This is a genomic window from Paraplanobispora siamensis (assembly GCF_016863175.1).
Classification (GTDB): Bacteria; Actinomycetota; Actinomycetes; order Streptosporangiales; family Streptosporangiaceae; genus Planobispora; species Planobispora siamensis.
On sequence record NZ_BOOJ01000042.1, the window covers coordinates 22817 to 38838 of the forward strand.

The window sequence follows — 16022 nt, forward strand, 5'->3', positions numbered from 1 at the left end:
CCTTGTCCTATCCCCTCTTGGGAGTGACGATGCGGCGGCTCAGAACAGCGACGGCATTCCTCGGCGGCCTGGTACTCGCGGTCGCCGCGATGCCCGCTGCCCTGGCCCACGAGCACCCCAGCGGGATCACCGATCTGGTGACCCCCGCGGTCGTCCGCGTGGAGGCGACGGCTCACGTGGACATCACCCTGCTCGACCACATCGGCGAGCTGGTCCACGTCGAGCGGAGTTACGAGGTCCCGATAGGCGTCGGCACCGGCACCGTCGTCAACCCCGACGGGGCCGCGGTCACCCTGACCGGCGTGGTGAAGACGGACAAGGACGTCGAGGTCCACGCGGCCAACAGGATCTTCGCCGAGCACCACAAGGTCAAGATCCCGGACGACTTCGAGCGGCACACCCTCAGCGACGACACCCTCAACCGGCACCTGCAGGCGTGCTATCCGCCGAAGAAGCCGACCGCCACCTGCATCATCAAGGTCACCACCGAGGTGCAGGTCTTCCCCAACATCGTCCCGGCCGACGCCGAGGGCTTCAAGGCGGAGGTCCTGCACACCGGTGACCGGCCCGAGAGCCCGGCCGTGCTGATGCCGGTCAGCCGGGCCGACGGCGGGGCGGGCATGCCCACGGCGCCGCTGGGGGCCAAGGTGCCCGACAAGGAGGGCTCGCCGGTCGCGATCGCCGGGTTCACCGGACGGCCCTCGGCCAGCGTGAAGGAGAAGGTGGACATCGCCCACCTGCAGGCCGGCGGTACGGCCGGCAGCGGCGGACGCCAGTTCAAGGACCCGGAGGGCAAGGTCGACGAGCCGCCCAAGGTGGGCAAGCTGGTCGACCAGGGACTGCGCGGCGGACCGGTGATCGAGGACAAGAAGGGCGAGGTCGTCGGGCTGCTCGTGGGCGGCGGCGACGACGGCCGGATGATCGGCATCCGGGAGGTCACCGAGGCGCTGTCGGCGGCGAAGGTGACCGCCCGGCGCGGTCCGATCGACGCCGCGTTCGAGCAGGCGCTGACCCGCTTCCACACCAAGTACTACGGCGACGCCGTCCCCGCCTTCGAGCGCGTCCTGGACCTGTATCCCGGGCACGCGGTGGCCGCCGCGCACCTGAAGACCTCCCAGGACAAGCGCGGCACCGCCGAGGACGAGGGGACCAAGCGCGCCGCCGCGCAGCCGGACTCCGGCGGGGCGGCCCTGCCGCTGTGGCCGTTCCTGGTGGGCGGCGGCGCGCTGGTGGCCGCCGTGATCATCGGAACGATCCTGTTCCTGCGCCGCCAGCCCGGCTCCGAGCCGGGCGAGGACGGGCCGGGGGAGTACGGCGACAACGGGACCGGGGAGAGCGGCGCGCCGTTCCCCGCGGTGCCGGTCGCCCCGGGCGCGCAGACCCCGCTCGACGACGGGGCCAACGCCACCGTGGTGGTCGGGCGCTCCTTCCCCTCCCTGCCCAAGGTCACCGCGGGCGCCGGCCAGTCGCCCGCACCGGGTCAGCCCTCCGCTCCGGGCCAGTCGCCCGCGCCGGGCCGCCCGCCCGTGCCCGGCCAGCTGTCGGCCCCCGGCCAGCCCGTGCTGGTCGCCCGGGACCCGGGCCCGAAGCCCAACGACACCGGCCCGCGGACCCATGACACGGGTCCACGGTCTCACGACACCGGTCCACGGCACGACACCGGCCCGCGACCGCATGACACGGGTCCGCGGACCCATGACACCGGCCCGCGGTCCCAGACCGGCGGGAGCGCCGGCGGGGCCGCCGCCCAGAAATACTGCACCGCGTGCGGCATGAGACTGGGGCCCGCCCACCGATTCTGCGGCTACTGCGGTCACTCGGTCGAGGCGTGATGACACCGTCGAACGAGAGAGCCCTGATCGGCCAGGAGATCGCCGGCTACTACGTCGAAGACGTCATCGGCAAGGGCGGCATGGCCGTGGTCTACCTCGCCGTGGACTCCCGGCTGGACCGCCGGGTGGCCCTGAAGGTCCTCAACCCGCTGCTGGGCGAGGACGACCGGTTCCGTCAGCGCTTCATCCTGGAGTCGCGGACGGTCGCCAGCATCGACCACCCCAACATCATCCCGATCTACGAGGCGGACGCCGCCTCCGACGGCACGCTGTACATCGCGATGCGCTACGTCGACGGGCCCGACCTGCGCCGGCTGTTCTACGACCGCGGGCCGCTGCCGATCAGTCAGGTCAACCGGATATCGGCGCAGGTGGCCGCGGCGCTGGACACCTCGCACGCCCACGACCTGATCCACCGCGACGTCAAGCCCGCCAACATCCTGATCGCCGGGCACACCGAGGGCGAGCACGTCTACCTCACCGACTTCGGCATCACCAAGCACCGCACCTCGATCTCCGGGCTGACCCAGACCGACCAGTTCATCGGCACCCCCCGCTACATGTCGCCCGAGCAGATCAACAAGGAGGTCATCGACGGCCGCTGCGACCAGTACGGCCTGGCCTGCGTGGTCTACGAGGCCCTGTCCGGGCGGCTGCCCTTCCAGCGCGACAACGAGATCGCGCTGCTGTGGGCGCACCTGGCCGAGGCGCCCACGCCGCTCAGCACGCTCCGGCCCGAGCTCCCGATGGAGGTCGACGGGGTGATGATGCGGGCGCTGGCCAAGTCGCCCGAGCAGCGCTACGCCACCTGCACGGAGTTCATCGCCGAGCTGCGCGACGCGATCAGCGGCCAGTCCTACCGGCTCCAGCAGCCGCACCCGGGCCGCTCGTCCTACCCGCCCTACCCGTCCTACCCGGGCGAGCACTCCTACCCGCCCGGGCCGCCGCAGCCGGCCCAGCCCCACGACTCCGGGGCGCCGCAGCCGGCCCACTCCCACGACTCCGGGGCGCCGTACCCGACCCAGCCTCACCCGCCCGGGCAGGCGGGCCGGACCATGCAGACCGGCGAGCGGCAGCAGTTCCACTCCACGCAGGCGACCGCGGCCAGGCAGAAGCCCGCCGGACCCCGCAGGAAGGGGGTGCTCATCGGCGCCGGGGTGGCGATCACGCTGATCGTCGCGCTGGTGGCGGTGCTCGCGGTGATCCTCCGGGGCAGCGGGACCGAGTGGACGCCGTACCGGGGGTCGGCCGCCGTTCCGGTGGCCTTCGAGCATCCCGCCGGCTGGACCGCGCTCCAGCACGCCGACGTGTTCACGGTCGCCTCGCCCCGGGCCGAGCAGTTCCAGGCCCTGTTCAGCACGCCGGTCACCGCCGACTGGGCCGACGTCAACGAGATCATCAAGACCGCCCCGGAGGAGGCCACCGGGATCTACGCCCAGACCCTGGACACGCTCGACCCGCGGGGCGGCGCCCAGCAGCTGCAGGAGACGCTGCAGTCGTCGCTGCCCGGTACGGTCAACGTGTTCTCCGAGGTGGTGCAGGTGCGCGTCGGCGGGCAGTCCGCCGTACGGCTGGAGGGCTCGATCGTCGATCCGCAGCGCGGCGGCCAGCTCGACTTCATCGGCTACGCGGTGGAGCGCCCGGACGAGCCGGCCCTCATGATCTACTTCTGTGCGCCCAGCCGGTGCGACGATAGCCTGGCCAACCGGTTCGTGCGGAGCGTGTCCTTCCCGTCCCAGTGAGCGTGTCCGTTCAGCGGGTTCGGGAGTGGGCTCACGAGGGGGTTCACGAGTGGGTCCGGGAACGGGTCCGCGGGGGTGCCCGCCGTGCCTGCGGTGGCGGGCGGGTACTTGTGACCGACTTGTAAGCGGCTTGGCTGGGCGTTTTGTCCTGTATGCAATGGTGACGTGAGGGTTTAGTCTCCCCGCATGGTGGTTCCCTTCCCTGCCCTTCGGCACCTCCGCACGGTGTCGAAAGCCGATCTTCTGATCGGCGGCGCGATCATCGCACTCGGGACCCTCGAAGCGTTCACCGTCGCCACCGAGTACGGTGCGGCGCAGACGCCCGAACTGTGGTGGATCGGCCAGGCGCTCGTCACAGGCGTCCTGGTCTGGTTCCGCCGCAAGGCGCCCGTCGCGGTCTTCATCCTCATGATCCTGGCCCAGTACCTCTGGCACCGTCAGGGCTACGAGCACTGCCAGGTCTGGCAGCTGTTCTCCCTTCTGCTGGTCTTCCACACCGTGGGCGCCGAGCTGCCCTTCAAACCCGGCCTGGCCTGGGCCGCCACCGGCATCCTCGTCTTCGACTCCGGCGCGGTCGACCACCGGTGGCTCCCCTTCGAGGAGGTCGTCTTCCTGACCGTGATCTTCGGCGCCGCCTACCTCACCGGCCTGGCCCTGCACGCCTACGCCGCCCGGGCCCGCCGCCTGGCCGAGCACGCCGTACGCCTGGAACGTGACAGAGAACGCCGGGCCGCCGAGGCCGTCGCCGAGGAGCGGGTCCGCATCGCCCGCGAGCTCCACGACGTCGTCGCGCACAGCGTGAGCATGATGGTCATGCAGGCCGGGGTGCTGCGCCGCCGGGGCGGCGGAGACGAGGACGCGCTGCGCGGCATCGAGCGCTCGGGCCGTGAGGCGGTCGAGGAGCTGCGCGTCATGCTCGGCGCGCTGCGCATGCCGCTCGACGAGGGCATCCCGCAGCCGGGCCTGGCCCAGCTGTCCACCACGGTGGGCTCGCTGGTCTCCTCGGGCCTGCGCATCAGCCTGGAGGTCGCCGGCGAGCCGGTACGGCTCCCGCCCGGCCTCGACCTGTCCGCCTACCGGATCGCCCAGGAGGCGCTCACCAACGCCGTCAAGCACGCGAGCGAGTCCGAGATCTCGATCAGCGTCGCCTACCACGCCGGCTCCGTGGAGCTGGAGGTCCTGGACGGGGGCGGCGGCGCCCCGTCCGGGCTGTCGACCGGCAACGGTCTCATCGGCATGCGCGAACGCGCCGAGCTCTTCGGCGGGACCTTCGAGGCGGGCCCGCGTCCCGAGGGCGGGTTCCGCGTCCACGCACGCCTTCCGATCTCCCAGGAGGTTCTCGTATGAACACCATCCGCATCGTGATCGCCGACGACCAGGCGATGGTCCGCGCCGGGCTGCGGCTGGTGGTGGAGAGCGAGCCCGGCATGGAGGTGGTGGGGGAGGCCTCGGACGGGGTGGAGGCCCTCGCCGTGGCCCGCCGTACGCGCCCGGACATCGTGCTGATGGACATCTCCATGCCGCGCATGGACGGCCTCACCGCGACCAGGCAGCTGCTCGACCAGCCGGATCCGCCCAAGGTGATCGTGCTGACCACCTTCGACACCGACGAGAACCTCTACGCCGCCCTGCGCGCGGGCACCAGCGGCTTCCTGCTCAAGGTCTCCCCGCCCGAGCAGCTCGTGGAGGCCATCCGCGTCGTGGTCGGCGGCGACGCCCTGCTGGACCCGGCGGTGACCACCCGCGTGATCGCCTCCTTCGCCGGGCGTCACGACCCCGCGCCCCCGCCCCAGCTGGCCGACCTGACGCCGCGCGAGCTGGAGGTGCTGCGGTTCCTGGCCCGCGGCCTGACCAACGCCGAGATCGCCGGTGAGCTCTTCGTCGGCGAGGCCACGGTCAAGACCCACGTGGCGCGGGTGCTGATGAAGCTGCATCTGCGGGACCGGGCTCAGGCGGTGGTGTTCGCCTACGAGTCGGGCGTGGTGCGGCCCGGTGCGGCGGTGACGTAGGGAGGGCTTCCGCCGGGGAGGGCGCTGTCGCTGCCGGTCCTCGGGCACGGGGATCGTCCCTCCTCGGTGCGGGTGCGGGTGCGGGTGCGGGCGGGGCGGGGCGGGGCGATCGTGACACCGGTGGGATGGTGACGGTACGGCCTCCCCGCCGGGCGCTTCCTCCGAACGGGAAGGTAGCCGCCGGGCCCGTCCCCGGTCGTCAGCCGCAGGACGGATCCGGCCTCCCCTGCGGGGGTGATCGGGCCCGCCCGCCGTACCCTCCACCGCGCACCGCGCCCATCCGTCCGCTGAGCCGCCCCCCGCCGTCCCTGCTCCGGCCCGGGTGCTGTGACGCTATGGGCGGTGAGTCCGACGACGGATATAACCGCTTTCGACGGGTGTACGGCGGCGGTCTCTGTTGCCGGAGGGAGTCCCGCGGGCTCCGGACGGAGGTGTCCGGTGGACAAGCGCGACGGTGTCCTGCCCACGCTCCTGATCACCGGGGTCTCGGCGTTCATGGCGTCGATGGGCAACCTCGTCGTCACCCGGGGCACTCTGCTGGTCGCGTCCGGCCTGCTGGGGATCGTCTACGGCATGGTGCGCAGCACGAGCCCGGCCTGGGGAAGCCCGCAGGTGATCGCGCCCATCGCGCCCATCGCGCCCCTCGCGGCCATCGCGGCCGGAGTGCCGCTGCTGGCCGGGTTCGCCGCCTGGGAGCGCAGGATGGTCAACCCGGTCGTCCCACCCCGGCTGTTCCGCCGCCGCGGGTTCACCCTCTCCAACCTGGTCGGGATGCTCGTGCAGTTCGGCCTGTTCGGCGGGATCTTCCTGCTGACCCAGTTCCTTCAGCACGTGCTTCGCTCCTCCCCCCTGGACGCCGGGCTGCGCACCCTGCCGTGGACGGTGGTGCCCGTCCTCGTCACCCCGCTCGCCGGCGCCTTCGGCGACCGGATCGGGGGCAAACGGCTCATGGTGGCCGCCACGGTCCTGCAGGCGAGCGCGCTGGCCTGGTTCGCGGTGGTCGCCTCCGGCCGTCCCCTACCTGGCGCTCCTGCCCGCGATGGTGGTCGCCGGGGCCGGCATGGGGCTGTTCTTCGCGGTCGGCCCGCGCCAGGGGCTGGACTTCGCCGCGGCGCTGCTCACCCCCGCGCGCCCGGTCGCGCCCGTGCCCCCGCCCGCCGGTCCGGAGCGGCGGCTCAAGACCTCCGAGGGCGAGTAGCGGAATCATGATCAGACGGCGGCCTTCACGGGCTCCGGCGCGGTGCGGGCGACCGGGTAGTGGGAGATCCACTCCTCGCGGCTCATCCGGAGCATCTTCACGCCGAGCGAGCCCAGCGCGATCACCGGGATGCTCCAGAGCACCACGGTCACCGGACCGTACGGCACCGCAAGCGAGCTGCCGTAGCCGATCGCCAGGACCAGCGGGACCCACCAGTGGGCGAAGCCGGAACGCCAGACGCCGATCGCCAGGACCGGCATGCCGAAGATGGCGAAGAAGATCCAGGGCATCTGGAAGCCGAAGACGACGCCGGGCAGGTTCACCATCTCCTCCATGATGCGCGTGGCCTCCTCGGGGCTGTGGTGCTGCCCGAGCCACCACTCCACCGGGTCGGCCATGAGCAGGCCCGACAGGTTGATGTAGCCGAGGATGACGAGCGGGCCCGCGATGTGGCCGAACACCGTCGCGCGCCTGCGCATCACGTGCAGCAGGGCGAGCGCGGCCAGGGCCATCAGCAGGTACGCCCAGTGGTAGAGCACCGACTGGACCTGGGCCAGGACGGGGTTGTCGCCGAAGCTGACCGCCTCGCGGTCGTCGCCCCAGGTGCCGGGGTCGAGGACGACGGCGATCGCCTGGAGGAGCGGGGCGAGGATCAGCAGCACGCCGGAGGTGACGCGCCGGAAGTCGGCCGAGTCTTTGAACATGAGGGTTTCCTTGCTTGTGCGGTGGCCTGAACTGGCCTGATGCCGAGCAAGGTAGTCAGCGCGAAGGCACCCGGTCGTCCGCCGCCGGGCTGATCCGGGGTCCACCCGCCGAGGTAAGCGCCGGTTGCCCCGGGGGTGACGGAGGGCCTGTACATCCGATCTCATAAGGTCTAGACCACGATTGTGAGATCCGACAATCAGGAAGATATGTGATGTTGCACGAGAAGCTGTCGTCGATCTACGACAACGTCCTCCACCGCAACCCCGGTGAGACCGAGTTCCACCAGGCCGTCCGCGAGGTGCTGGAGAGCATCGGCCCCGTCCTGGGCAAACACCCGGAGTACGCGGAATCCAAGATCATTGAACGGATCTGCGAGCCCGAGCGGCAGATCATCTTCCGGGTGCCGTGGGAGGACGACCGCGGCGAGGTGCACATCAACCGGGGCTTCCGGGTCGAGTTCAACAGCGCGCTGGGGCCGTACAAGGGAGGACTGCGCTTCCACCCGTCGGTCTACCTCGGCATCGTGAAGTTCCTCGGCTTCGAGCAGATCTTCAAGAACAGCCTGACCGGCCTGCCGATCGGCGGCGGCAAGGGCGGCTCGGACTTCGACCCCAAGGGCCGCTCCCAGCGTGAGATCATGCGCTTCTGCCAGAGCTTCATGACCGAGCTCTACCGCCACATCGGCGAGTACACCGACGTCCCCGCCGGTGACATCGGCGTCGGCGGGCGGGAGGTCGGCTACCTGTTCGGCCAGTACAAGCGCATCACCAACCGCTACGAGTCCGGTGTGATCACCGGCAAGGGCCTCAGCTACGGCGGCGCCCAGGTGCGCACCGAGGCCACCGGGTACGGCTGCGCGTTCTTCGTCGACGAGATGCTCAAGGCCCGCGGCACCTCCTTCGACGGCAAGCGCGTCGTGGTCTCCGGCTCCGGCAACGTCGCCGTCTACACGATCGAGAAGATCCAGCAGCTCGGCGGCGTCGTGGTCGCCTGCTCCGACTCCTCGGGCTACGTCGTCGACGACGCGGGCATCGACCTCGACCTGCTCAAGCAGGTCAAGGAGGTCGAGCGGCTGCGGGTGGACGTCTACGCCAAGCGCCGCGGCGGCGACGCGTCCTTCGTGCCGGGACGGAGCGTCTGGGAGGTGCCCTGCGAGGTGGCGATGCCGTCCGCCACCCAGAACGAGGTCACCGGCCGTGACGCCGAGATGCTGGTGCGCGGCGGGTGCATCGCGGTGGGCGAGGGCGCCAACATGCCCACCATGCCGGAGGGCATCCGGGTCTTCCAGGAGGCGGGCGTCGCCTTCGGGCCCGGCAAGGCCGCCAACGCCGGAGGCGTGGCCACCAGCGCGCTGGAGATGCAGCAGAACGCCAGCCGCGACTCGTGGAGCTTCGAGTTCTCCGAGCGCCGCCTCCAGGAGATCATGCGCGACATCCACGCCCGCTGCCTGGCGACCGCCGACGAGTACGGCATGCCGGGCAACTACGTGGCCGGAGCCAACATCGACGGCTTCAGGCGGGTCGCCGACGCGATGCTCGCCCTCGGCCTGATCTGAGCCGCATGGTCTGAGCCGCATGGTCTGAGCCGCATGGTCTGAGCCGCATGGTCTGAGCCGCATGGTCTGAGCCCCTGATCTGAGCCCCTGATCTGAGCGGCCCGACCCCGAGTGGCCCTCAGGGAGGGGTGCTCAGGGAGAGACGGCCTGCCGGATCCCGGTGAGCGAGGCGGTCAGGAGGCGGGCGTGGCCGGTGGAGTCCGCGTAGTCGGCGAGGGCCGCGCACAGGAACACCGCCAGCACGCGCGCGGCCGTCTCGCGTTCCGGAGCGAGCGGCCGCCCGTAGGCCGCCAGCAGCGCCGTACGGGCCGCGCCGGAGAAACCCGCGTAGGCCAGCGAGAGGTCCACCGCGGGGTCGGCCCGGCAGAGGTCGCCCCAGTCGATGACGCCGCTCGCCCGGCCGTCCGGGCCGACCAGCAGGTGCCGCAGGTGCAGGTCGCCGTGGACGATCACAGGGGGGCCGGGCGGGGGACCGGCCGCCTCCCCCTCGGCGAGAAGGCGCTCGACGGCCGGGTCCGGCCGCCACACGCCGCGCCGGGCGAGCCTTTCCAGGCGCTCGCGGGCCATCGGCGCCCGCACGCCGGGATCGCCCCGGCGCATCGGGTCGACCGGCAGCCCCGTGCCCACCTCGGCGGAGAGGCCCGGGTCGTGCAGGGCGCGCAGGAACGCGCCGAGATCGGTGGCGGCCCGCACCTGCCCGGCCGCCGGGAGGCCGGCCTCGGCCAACTCCCGGCCGGGGATGAGCTCCGTGCCCCAGAACGGCCACGGGTAGGAGCCTTCGGGACGCCCGACATGCGTGGGGGCCGGCAGCACCAGCGGCAACCTCGGCGCCAGGGCGGGCAGGGTCGCGATCTCCCGCTCGACGCCGGGCAGCACGACGGCGCGGCGCGGGAAGCGGAACACCCATCGCTCGCCGACGAGGTGGACGGTGTTGTCCCAGCCGGTGGCGAGCAACGTGACCGGTGCGCCGCGGAGACCGGGGAACCGCCCGCCCACCAGCGCGGCCGCCTCGGCCTCCCCGACATCGTGCTCGGCAGTCCATTCGGCTCCGGGAGTGTCCCCCTGAACGCTGCTCGTCACGGCCGCCAGGCTACCGCGCGCATGCCCCAGCGCCCCCGGGGAGCTCGCGGACGATGACCGGGCCTCGGCCGCACTCCGCTCCCGGTGCGCGGCCGTACCGCTGAGATCCGCGGGGAAGCGGTCAACGATCCGCGGGTGAGGTGGTCAACGCGTTTCCACCCAGACGTCGACGATCTGGTGCGGGGTGATGCCCGTGACCGAGGCGGTCCCCGCCGGCTGCCAGGGGCCGATGATCGGGATCAGGCCGACCTCGGGAAGGAAGTGGCGCTGCAGGACCCGGATCCGGTGCTCGCCCGTCCCGGTGGTGCAGTAACTGGAGGCCTGCAGGCCGCTGATCTGATAGCTGCAGCCGGTGGGGGCGGCGTAGGCGCCGGAGGCCGTCCCGGTGACCAGCGCGGTGGTCGCGAACGCGGTCGCCGAGGCGAGCGCCGTCCATCTTCTCGCGTTCATGCCTGACTCCCTGGGGGTGGAGACATCGGATGCATGGAGACGTCGTGGTGCGCGGTGGGGCTCAGATGCGCGGTGGGCCGGATCGCCGCAGCGACCATCACTCATCTCATAAGAAAGTTTCCTAAAAATTAAATTAGTCACACCTCTGTGGCACCGTCAACACTCTGGTGCGTGTGGAACGGGGGCATGCGGGATCGGCGCGGTGCCGCCCGGTGTGGCGCGGTCCGGCGCCGGGGAAGGCGGGGGCGGTTCCGGTGGGTGGCCGGATCAGGGCGGGTTCTCCCGGGAGGGCTGCTCCTCGATCAGTCTGACGAGTGATCGGCGTCCTCTTCCACCGGCGAAAACCAAGCCGATGCCCATGACGGCCGCTCGACAGGTCATTCCACCCCTTCACCGCCTCGTAAGTTTCACCGACTGCCTCACGCCCACGCTTGACCCGTGGTCAGATCTCGTACGGCGGCTGCGGGATGCGGCGCCGGAGGAACGGGACCGGCTCGTCGTGGCCGGCTCCGACAGCGGTGACGGCGCCACCCAGGGATGGGTGCACAACCCGCGACCAGGAGTGTCCTGAAGATCTCGGTGAGCGGGCCGACTTCCGCCGACACGCTCACCGAGATCTTCATGACACTCCTTGGTCATTCACAGGAGCTGCGCGTACTCCCCGGGCAGCTGGGCCAGAGTGTCGTCGAGCTCGCCGGGCATGGCCGCAAGGCGCAGCGCGGAGAAGACCACGTGGACGTCCTCCCTGACGTCGACGACGTCGCCCTCCGAACGGCGGGCCACCCGCCGGACGAACTCCTCCACGCCGAAGTCCTCGGGTGATCCGCCGGTCAGCAGGGGTTCCCTGAAGGCCTCCGGGAGCTGGGCGGCGAGGTCGTCGGACTCCTCGGGCGTGAGACGCTCGGCGAGCGTCTCCAGCGTCGCGAAAACGAGGGTTTCCGCTTCGTCGCGGGTAAGTCCTGTCTCATCCGAGACGATGCTGAGAAACTCGTGCTCTTTCACGTGCTTCCTCCTCCTCTGTCCTTATCCAATCCGGAGGGTTGCCCGATCCCCGCCGGGGACAAACGACGCTTGAAGGAATCCTGGACCGGGTCAGGAGGCCACCATGATCCGGGCGATGACGCCGATCTCCAGCGCCGCCCACACCGCCCCGCCGGGGCCGGCCGCGATGCCGTGCGGTTCGGAGCCCGGGGTCGGCAGCGCGTACTCCTCGAACAGGCCCCCGGGGGTGATCCGGCCGACGCGGCCGGTGCCCCACGCGGTGAACCAGCAGTCGCCGGAGGCGTCGGCGACGACGGCGTGCGGCCGGGCCCGCCGGTCGGGGAGCGGGAACTCCTCGATCTTCCCGTCGGGTGCGATCCGGCCGATCTGGCCCGCGCCGATCTCGGCGAACCACATCGAGCCGTCCGCTCCGGCCGTGATCCCCACCGGGGCCGCCCCGGCGGTCGGCAGCGGATGGACCGCCACCTCGCCGTCCGGGCCGATCCTGCCGACCGCGTTCGCCGCGTTCATCGTGAACCACATCCCGTCCGCCCCGGCGGCGATCGCGGACGGGAACGCCCCGGAGACGGGCAGGGGGAACTCGGTGACCGCGCCGTCAGGGGTGATCCGGCCGATGCGGTCGACGCCGGTCTCGGTGAACCACAGCGCCCCGTCCGGGCCCGCGGCGATCCCGTACGGCCCGGCCTGCGGGGTCGGCAGGCCGAAGGAGGAGACCTCCCCGTCCACGGTGATCCGGCCGATCCGGTGGTCGCGGTACCGGGTGAACCACAGCGCGCCGTCGGGGCCCGCGGTGATGACGGTCGGCCCGCAGTCCGGGCCGACCGGGTGGGAGGTGAGGTCCCCGTCAGGGGTGATCCGGCCGATCGCGCCCTGGTGGACCAGGGTGAACCACATGGCCCCGTCGGGACCCGCGGTGATCCCGTACGGCCCCGCCTCGGGGCCGGACACGCGGAACTCCTCGATCGATACGGTCAACGCCGTGCTCCTTCCGGAAGGTGGCAGATGGCGGGGCGGCCGTCGCGCATCGCCAGCCGGGCGCCGGCGAACCGGCGGCGCAGCGCCCGGTCGTGGGAGACGAGGACGACGGCACCCCCGTAGAGGTCGAGAGCCTGCTCCAGCTCCTCGGCGAGCGCGGGCGACAGGTGGTTGGTCGGCTCGTCCAGCAGCAGGAGGCCGGCCTCCTCGGTGAGCAGCCGCGCCAGGCCGAGCCGCCGCCGCTGGCCGGTCGAGAGCGCGCCGACCGGAACGTCGAGGGTCTCCGGCCGGAACAGCCCCAGGGACAGCAGCCGCTCGCGGTGCTCCTCGGGATATCCGGCCCTGCCCTCGGCGAACGCCTCCGCCACCGAGCGCGACGGCACGGCGAAGGCGACCTCCTGCGGCAGGTAGCCGACCCGGCCGCGCCGCCGTACGGTCCCGGCGTCGGGTTCGAGGTCCCCGGCCAGGACCCGCAGCAGCGTGGACTTGCCCGCGCCGTTGGGGCCGTGGACCAGCAGCCGCTGCCCGGCCTCCACGGTGAGGGAACCGACGACCAGCCGGTCGCCGACCCGCACGCCGTCCAGCTCGACCAGCGGACGCCCCGGCTCACCCGGCACGCCGCCCGGTCCCGCCTGCGGACGCCCCGGCTCGAGCAGCGGACGGTCCGGAGCGGTCGCGCCGCCCGCGGGGCCTTCCCCGGCCGGGGGCGCCGCCGTACCGCAGCCGAAGCGGCCCGCGAAGCGGAGCGGATCAGGCGGGCGGGGCACGGGGTCGGCCCGCAGGCGCCGCAGGCGTTCCTGAGCCTGGCGGACCCGGCCGGCGATCGAGCTCTGCACCCGGCCCGCGTCGCGGTCGTAGGCCATCTTGTTGCCGTCCTTCATGGCCCGGCCGTGGGCGACGCGGTGCGCGGTGGTCGCGGCGAAGGCCTCGACCCGCTCGACCTCGCGGCACCAGTCGGCGTACGCCTGCTCCCAGCGCCGCCGGGCCGCCGCGCGCCCGGCCAGGAAGGCGGCGTAACCGCCGCCGTACCGGGTCACCCGGCCCTCCTCGACCTCCAGGATCGAGGTGGCCACCCGCTCCAGGAAGAGCCGGTCGTGCGAGATCACGACCACGATGCCCGGATGCGCGCGCAGCCGGTCCTCCAGCCACCGGGTGGCGGCGTCGTCGAGGTGGTCGGTCGGCTCGTCGAGCAGCAGAATCCCGGGGGAGGCCGCCAGCAGGCAGGCCAGCCCGAGCCGGGCCCGCTCGCCGCCGGACAGGCCCTCCAGCGGGCGGTCGCGGTCGAGGCCGCCGAGCCCGAGCCCGTGCAGGGCCTTGTCGAGACGGGCGTCCGCCTCGTAGCCGCCGCGCGCCTCATAGGCGCCGAGCAGCTCGCCGTACTCGGCCAGCCGCTGCTCGACGAGGCCGGACTCCGACTCGGACCCCGACTCGGACTGGGGCTCCGACTGGGGCTCCGACTGGTGCTCGGGCTCGGGCTCGGAGAGGGCCGCCTCCAGTTCCCGCATGCGGGACTCCAGCGCGCGCAGCTCGGCGAGAGCCGCGTCGACGGCGTCCTGGACGACGGAACCGGACAGGGGAGCGGAGGACGGGCCGAGATGACCGGTCCCGCCGTCGGCGACGACGGTGACCTCGCCGTCGTCGGGTGTTTCGAGACCGGCCGCCAGCCGCAGCAGGGTGGACTTCCCGCTGCCGTTCTCGCCCACGATCCCGGCGCGCTCGCCGGGCCGGACGGTGAGGGAGACGTGGTCGAGGACCAGGCGGTCGCCGTAGGACTTACAGATGCCCCGCAGGGTCAGCTGAGCAGACAGGGTTGATCTCCGGAGTGAGGTGGGGACGGGTCGTCGCGATGCCGGACGGGAAGCCCATGGCTGCTCACTCCTTCTTAAAGCTACATAGTTGCGTTAAGGTGAGTATGGACGATGAGACCCGACTCGCGCAACCGGAAGTGACCATGACTTCTTCAGGGACCTCTCACGGGACCTCTCCCGGAGCCGTACGGCCAGGCGGGCGAACCGCCAGAGTCCGCGAGGCCGTACGCGCGGCCACCCTCGCCGAACTGGCGGAGAAGGGCTTCGACGGCCTGACCGTGGAAGGCGTCGCGCTGCGCTCCGGCGTGCACAAGACCACCGTCTACCGGCGCTGGGGGAGCGTCGAAGGGCTGGCGGCCGACGCCCTCGACCTGGCGAGCGGGGAGCCATGGCCGGTCCCCGACACCGGCGGGGCCGAAGGGGACCTGCGGGAGCTGGCCCGCCTGGTGGTCACCGGCTTCACCGACCCCGAGACCGGCCCGGTCTCGGCCGCCTTCATCTCGGCCGCCGTGCGCAACCCGCCCACGGCCCGGGCGCTGCACGCCTTCTTCGCCGCCCGCCACGAGCAGTCCGCCGTCATCGTCGAGCGCGCGGTGGCGCGGGGGGAGATGCCCGCGGGCACCGACGCCGCCGAGGTGGTCAGGACCTGTGTGGCACCGCTGTACTACCGGCTGTTCATCACGGGCGAGCCGGTCGGCGAGGCGGTCGCCGACCGCGCGGCCGCCGCGGCCCTGGCCGCCGCCCGAGCCGGGGTGTTCGTGAGCGGATGAAGATTTTTCCGCAAAGGCGCCGATCCCTGTTTCCCGTGGCTCCGGAATCGGTTTCCCTTGTGCGGGACCGGTGTTTTCCGGTGGTGCCACCGCCGAAAAGACCGGGAGGGGAATATGGGGGCGTGGACCGGTCCGGTGCCGGCCGGTGGCCCGCGGTCGTGGATCCGGTCGGCTCGCCGGATCCGCTCCTCACGGTGGCCGGTCGGATGCTGGGAGTGGCCGGGGGATAAGGTTGTCCGGATCTTGGGTTATGACCATTACTTGACAGTCTTTACGTGTTTTTGGCAGAAGTCCATAACCCGGGGAGCGGTCCGCTTCCGGCCTGATTTCTTTGCATTTATTGCAAAATTTCGGCTTGATTGGTACTCATGTGAGCCAAGTTTCTGTTTTTTCGGTTGAGAGTGGGGGAGAGCACCCTAATCTGAGGACGGGAGAGATCTGATCCCGGGAAGATGGGTCGTGGCGTCGCTCGTGGAGCGGCCGGCCGGCCTTCGGGAAGAGGTCGAGCACGTGCCCGCCCTGCCGCCCCCCGCCGGCCGGCGCCGTTTTCTTCTCGAGGGAGACCGGATATGACCGATCGCCGCAACCGGTGCGACGCCTGCGGAGGCGTCCGGCCGGCGCGAGACACCGGCGAGTACACCCGCGAGCGGCTCCGGCTGATCGCCGAAGTCGGGTTCTGCGCCTGCCGCACCACCGTGACCGCCGACGGCCGTCCCGCTGTCGAGCCCCGCGCCGCCGAGCCGCAGGCCGCCGAGCCCGCCGGGCGGCGGGAGGTTCCCGTCGCGGCGGAGACCGTCCCGATGAACCGGATCCACGTCCGGGCCGGCAGCGCCTCCGGCTGAGCCGGACACCCTCTCCGCATCTCCGGCTGAGCCGCATCTCCCGCCGGGCCGTAT

The 16022-nt window shown here is 72.0% G+C and carries 14 protein-coding genes; 8 read left to right on the top strand and 6 right to left on the bottom strand.

The window, feature by feature from the left end; genetic code table 11:
- Positions 1 to 29: 29 nt before the first annotated feature.
- From Psi01_RS25450 to Psi01_RS25470, 5 genes are all read left to right on the top strand, one after another.
- Positions 30 to 1832 carry a zinc ribbon domain-containing protein gene (locus Psi01_RS25450; protein ID WP_204066621.1) on the top strand — a complete coding sequence of 601 codons (1803 nt, stop codon included), beginning with the start codon at positions 30 to 32 and terminating at the stop codon, positions 1830 to 1832.
- Complete coding sequence (locus tag Psi01_RS25455) at positions 1832 to 3574, top strand: serine/threonine-protein kinase (protein WP_204066622.1); 1743 nt, start codon at positions 1832 to 1834, stop codon at positions 3572 to 3574. The genes Psi01_RS25450 and Psi01_RS25455 overlap by 1 nt, the downstream gene beginning before the upstream one ends.
- Positions 3575 to 3799: 225 nt before the next feature.
- A complete protein-coding gene (locus tag Psi01_RS25460; RefSeq protein ID WP_204066623.1) occupies positions 3800 to 4921 on the top strand; it encodes a sensor histidine kinase in 1122 nt (373 codons plus the stop codon).
- Entirely contained in the window at positions 4918 to 5583 is a 666-nt protein-coding gene (locus Psi01_RS25465) for a response regulator (RefSeq protein WP_204066624.1), read from the top strand. The genes Psi01_RS25460 and Psi01_RS25465 overlap by 4 nt, the downstream gene beginning before the upstream one ends.
- Positions 5584 to 6021: 438 nt before the next feature.
- Positions 6022 to 6792 carry an efflux MFS transporter permease gene (locus Psi01_RS25470; RefSeq protein ID WP_204066625.1) on the top strand — a complete coding sequence of 257 codons (771 nt, stop codon included), beginning with the start codon at positions 6022 to 6024 and terminating at the stop codon, positions 6790 to 6792.
- Here Psi01_RS25470 and Psi01_RS25475 read toward each other — a convergent pair whose 3' ends face one another.
- Entirely contained in the window at positions 6793 to 7485 is a 693-nt protein-coding gene (locus tag Psi01_RS25475) for a hypothetical protein (protein ID WP_204066626.1), read from the bottom strand.
- A 212-nt stretch (positions 7486 to 7697) separates the two neighbouring features.
- On the opposite strand from Psi01_RS25475, the gene gdhA reads away from it, so the two are divergent.
- Positions 7698 to 9041, top strand: a complete 1344-nt coding sequence (gene gdhA, locus Psi01_RS25480; RefSeq protein WP_204066627.1) for an NADP-specific glutamate dehydrogenase — start codon at positions 7698 to 7700, stop codon at positions 9039 to 9041.
- Positions 9042 to 9173: 132 nt separating this feature from the next.
- On the opposite strand, the gene Psi01_RS25485 is transcribed toward gdhA, so the two are convergent.
- From Psi01_RS25485 to Psi01_RS25505, 5 genes are all read right to left on the bottom strand, one after another.
- Positions 9174 to 10121: a phosphotransferase gene (locus Psi01_RS25485; RefSeq protein ID WP_204066628.1), complete on the bottom strand. Its 948-nt coding sequence runs from the start codon at positions 10119 to 10121 to the stop codon at positions 9174 to 9176.
- Positions 10122 to 10265: 144 nt separating this feature from the next.
- Positions 10266 to 10571: a hypothetical protein gene (locus Psi01_RS25490; RefSeq protein ID WP_204066629.1), complete on the bottom strand. Its 306-nt coding sequence runs from the start codon at positions 10569 to 10571 to the stop codon at positions 10266 to 10268.
- Positions 10572 to 11210: 639 nt separating this feature from the next.
- Entirely contained in the window at positions 11211 to 11573 is a 363-nt protein-coding gene (locus tag Psi01_RS25495; RefSeq protein ID WP_204066630.1) for a DUF2267 domain-containing protein, read from the bottom strand.
- Positions 11574 to 11663: 90 nt separating this feature from the next.
- Positions 11664 to 12548: a Vgb family protein gene (locus Psi01_RS25500; RefSeq protein WP_239128014.1), complete on the bottom strand. Its 885-nt coding sequence runs from the start codon at positions 12546 to 12548 to the stop codon at positions 11664 to 11666.
- Positions 12545 to 14356, bottom strand: coding sequence for an ABC-F family ATP-binding cassette domain-containing protein (locus tag Psi01_RS25505; RefSeq protein WP_373872514.1), 1812 nt, complete (start codon positions 14354 to 14356; stop codon positions 12545 to 12547). The genes Psi01_RS25500 and Psi01_RS25505 overlap by 4 nt, the downstream gene beginning before the upstream one ends.
- 143 nt (positions 14357 to 14499) lie before the next feature.
- On the opposite strand from Psi01_RS25505, the gene Psi01_RS25510 reads away from it, so the two are divergent.
- Together Psi01_RS25510 and Psi01_RS25515 are read left to right on the top strand one after the other, a co-directional pair.
- Positions 14500 to 15126 (top strand): TetR/AcrR family transcriptional regulator, encoded by a 627-nt coding sequence (locus Psi01_RS25510; RefSeq protein WP_204066631.1) that lies wholly within the window; start codon positions 14500 to 14502, stop codon positions 15124 to 15126.
- Between the two features lie 569 nt (positions 15127 to 15695).
- Entirely contained in the window at positions 15696 to 15968 is a 273-nt protein-coding gene (locus Psi01_RS25515; RefSeq protein ID WP_204066632.1) for a hypothetical protein, read from the top strand.
- Positions 15969 to 16022 lie beyond the last annotated feature (54 nt).

Excerpts from the sequence above, each read along its gene's own strand:
- gdhA (WP_204066627.1), top strand. The coding sequence starts at position 7,698 with ATGTTGCACGAGAAGCTGTCGTCGATCTACGACAACGTCCTCCACCGC.
- Psi01_RS25450 (WP_204066621.1), top strand. The coding sequence starts at position 30 with ATGCGGCGGCTCAGAACAGCGACGGCATTCCTCGGCGGCCTGGTACTC.
- Psi01_RS25510 (WP_204066631.1), top strand. The coding sequence starts at position 14,500 with ATGACTTCTTCAGGGACCTCTCACGGGACCTCTCCCGGAGCCGTACGG.
- Psi01_RS25515 (WP_204066632.1), top strand. The coding sequence starts at position 15,696 with ATGACCGATCGCCGCAACCGGTGCGACGCCTGCGGAGGCGTCCGGCCG.
- Psi01_RS25490 (WP_204066629.1), bottom strand. The coding sequence starts at position 10,571 with ATGAACGCGAGAAGATGGACGGCGCTCGCCTCGGCGACCGCGTTCGCG.
- Psi01_RS25465 (WP_204066624.1), top strand. The coding sequence starts at position 4,918 with ATGAACACCATCCGCATCGTGATCGCCGACGACCAGGCGATGGTCCGC.
- Psi01_RS25455 (WP_204066622.1), top strand. The coding sequence starts at position 1,832 with ATGACACCGTCGAACGAGAGAGCCCTGATCGGCCAGGAGATCGCCGGC.
- Psi01_RS25475 (WP_204066626.1), bottom strand. The coding sequence starts at position 7,485 with ATGTTCAAAGACTCGGCCGACTTCCGGCGCGTCACCTCCGGCGTGCTG.